Below are 1,974 nucleotides of genomic sequence, written 5' to 3'. Positions count from 1 at the left end.
GGTGCTGTGCTCTGCTCCTTCACGGCGGTGCCTCCTTTCATGGCCGGAATGCCTCCGGCTGGGTTTGGTCACCCGAAAGGTTGCCACCGCCTTTTTCCTATTTCCACACTTTCTGACTATACCTCATTGAGCAGATTTTCGCGGCGTCCTCGAACCAACGAGCGACAGGGACCACTGTTGGGTTACCGGGCACAGCGGAGGCCGACTCACTGGAGAACGCATTGGATGCCTTACGCAAGATCTACCTCGGAGAGGTGTCGAAGACTGAGTCGAACCCAGCAACGGGTGGATTCGGGGATATCGCGAGGCGCAATGAGTTTTACACCAATCTTGAGCAAGTGAAGGCGCAAGTCCTGCCGAATCCTGGGTCCCTCGTGTCCTTGGTTGGCTTGCCCGTTAATGATGTCGAGGCCCGCGCGGTGAACGACATTGCCTATCGCTATGCGCTGAAGGAACTCAATCCGTTCGCCGTGATCGGCGTGGACTATTCACGATTCAATCAGAATGGTGCACTGGACCTATTTGATGAACTCCTGGGGACCGGCACCCTCACACAGCAGTACCTCGAGGACCGGGCCCTTTTCCTGGCCGAAAAGCTTGCTGTGAATCAGGGCGATCTCGACCAATCCCCGAACGGGATTCATTTCAAAGACGTGGCCAGCAACGACGAGATCCAAACGACCTCGCTGTTCTCGATTGATGATCGGCAATTTCTCTTTGGCGGTGATGACAGTGACGCCCTTCAGGGAGAGGGCAAGGACGATCATCTCTTTGGCGGTGGCGGCCATGACGTGTTGTTCGGGCAAGGGGGTACGGATTATCTCGAAGGCGGCGCGGGCAACGATATTCTGGCGGGCGGTGCTGGGGACAATGACCTGCTGGTCGGTGGCGCTGGCTTCGACACGTACATCTATAACTCGGGCGATGGCACCGATCGGATTGAAGACACGCAAGGCACCAACGCCATCCTGTTCGATCAGCAACTGTTGCAAGGGGGGATTCGGCCAGCCGGCGGTGGCGGCTATAGCAGCCTCGATGGCCGCTTCACCTATGTTGTTTCGGGGACGGACCTCATCGTCAATGGGTCCTTGATTCTGAACGAGAACTTCCAGAACGGCCAGTTCGGGATCCGCCTGTTTGAGCTCCCGGCCTATGCCGCGGCCACCCGGACCGAGTTTGTGAAAGTGGATCACTATGAGCAGATCGGCATCGACCAGAATGGCAATCCCATCTACGAGCCGGTCTACTCGCCGTTCTTTGATGACAGCGCCAACAACACCACGACCACGACCGACCCCGGGCGGCTGGTCCCCTCCCTCGGCGACGACCACAACCTGATCCATGCGCTGGGCGGGAACGACACGATCGTCAGCGGGGCGGGCGATGATCAGTTGTATGGCGACGAGATGATCGAGGGCCTGTTTGGAAGAGGTAGCTATGATCGTCAGTCCGTTTCGGTGGCATAAAAGGGACTAAATCCTCAGTGGAGGCAAGCAGCATGCAAAACAAAGTATCAAGGCTGATGGTGACCATGATGGGTTGCTTTCTGGTCCTATCTTGTGTCTCGTTCGCCGAGACACCGGGGGAACGGTTTCGCAAGGTTGTGAACGAAATGGCTGAGCTTTGCATTTCTAAGAAGTTAAAGCCTACAGATTCACGATGCGCGATTCCGAATCTTAAACCGGCCGATCCACTTGCAACACCAGAGGGCCGCTTCGCGCACTCCATCAAAATCCCCAACCCTGTCCCGGAAGACAGTGGCTACAAGCCCGGCATGACGCCGCAGGAATACTTCGAGCATCTCTGCAAGACGGAGGCGGGGGAGTTCATCTACAAGACAGTGGAGCATGTGGAAGGCTTGCTCCAACTACGTCTCCGCGACAATCCCACAGATTACGAACTCGAACATCTCTATGCACTGGAAGATCCGTACGGACATTCGGTAGGAGTACGAGATCACCCGGAAGAATATTT

General features: G+C 56.4%; 2 protein-coding genes. Both read left to right on the top strand.

Translation table 11 applies throughout. The features are described from left to right. Positions 1 to 221 precede the first annotated feature (221 nt). Positions 222 to 1,466, top strand: a complete 1,245-nt coding sequence (locus tag AB1555_20010) for a calcium-binding protein (GenBank protein ID MEW6248963.1) — start codon at positions 222 to 224, stop codon at positions 1,464 to 1,466. A gap of 32 nt (positions 1,467 to 1,498) precedes the next feature. Continuing rightward, a partial coding sequence (locus AB1555_20005) for a hypothetical protein (GenBank protein ID MEW6248962.1) occupies positions 1,499 to 1,974 on the top strand: 476 nt, incomplete at its 3' end.

The sequence above is a fragment of the Nitrospirota bacterium genome (genome assembly GCA_040755395.1).
Lineage (GTDB): Bacteria > Nitrospirota > Nitrospiria > Nitrospirales > Nitrospiraceae > DATLZU01.
The sequence above is the reverse complement of the archived record's forward strand: the minus strand, read 5'-3'. Positions and strand labels throughout refer to the sequence as shown.